Here is a 727-nt window from a genome sequence, read left to right as displayed (position 1 = left end):
ATATCTGACTTTATTAAACGTGATTGTTGCGAAAATAACAAGTATAATATCTATACTGGTTCAACACTTAGGCCAAAGAATACTAATTCCAATGATGATTTAGCTGTTTTTTTACCCCATAATAGTAATAAGTTACTTTTACAACTGACACCACTGATCTGTACTAGAAATGACAACGTATTATTAGTTAATATAAATACGCTTGAAATACAACATGCCAAGCTCGTTCAGGCAATGCTTATGAATACTCTTAGTGAAGAAGATATTGTCAGGGTTATATTATCCAAACCAGCAACTGGCTGGGATAATGTTGAAACTTTCTTTGATTCGATGTTAAACAATTCAGTGGTAGCAATCAATGATAGACAAAAGATAAGAGACATTTCCATGTCAAACTTTGCAACAGATGAGTATTTTATCTCATTATCATTTGGTCTTGATGGTAAGGATAAACATTATCAATTAAATAACTTTCTTCATATTAAAAAGAAACAAGTTACGGTATTGCAGCGAATGTATGGCATTGGCGAACCATATAATGAATAGTGTTTCCTCTCAGCCAACTCTATTGATTAGACTTGGGAATTATGAGCACGATTCTGTTTATTGGTATATCAAATCGCATGATGGTAAAAAGAGTCGTTATGGTAAACTCAAGAGTCACACTGAAATTAAAAATATAAAATTCGATGCTAAATATACCGTTAAAATATTAGTTCCAGCATGT

Annotated in this window: 1 protein-coding gene and 1 pseudogene; both read left to right on the top strand. The window is 31.9% G+C overall.

Annotated elements, in window-relative coordinates; all coding sequences use genetic code 11:
• Positions 1 to 546 (top strand): type II secretion system protein GspK (locus V2A85_RS24190; protein WP_420072618.1); only part of this gene is annotated, 546 nt, incomplete at its 5' end.
• Positions 539 to 727: pseudogene (locus V2A85_RS24185) on the top strand (type II secretion system protein GspL); the annotation flags it as partial. The gene V2A85_RS24190 and the pseudogene V2A85_RS24185, both read left to right, overlap by 8 nt.

Origin of the sequence: Yersinia sp. 1252 StPb PI, assembly GCF_048593885.1 — a bacterium.
In the GTDB taxonomy this organism is placed as follows: Bacteria; Pseudomonadota; Gammaproteobacteria; order Enterobacterales; family Enterobacteriaceae; genus Yersinia; species Yersinia enterocolitica_E.
This window is presented reverse-complemented; position numbering and strand designations above follow the sequence as displayed.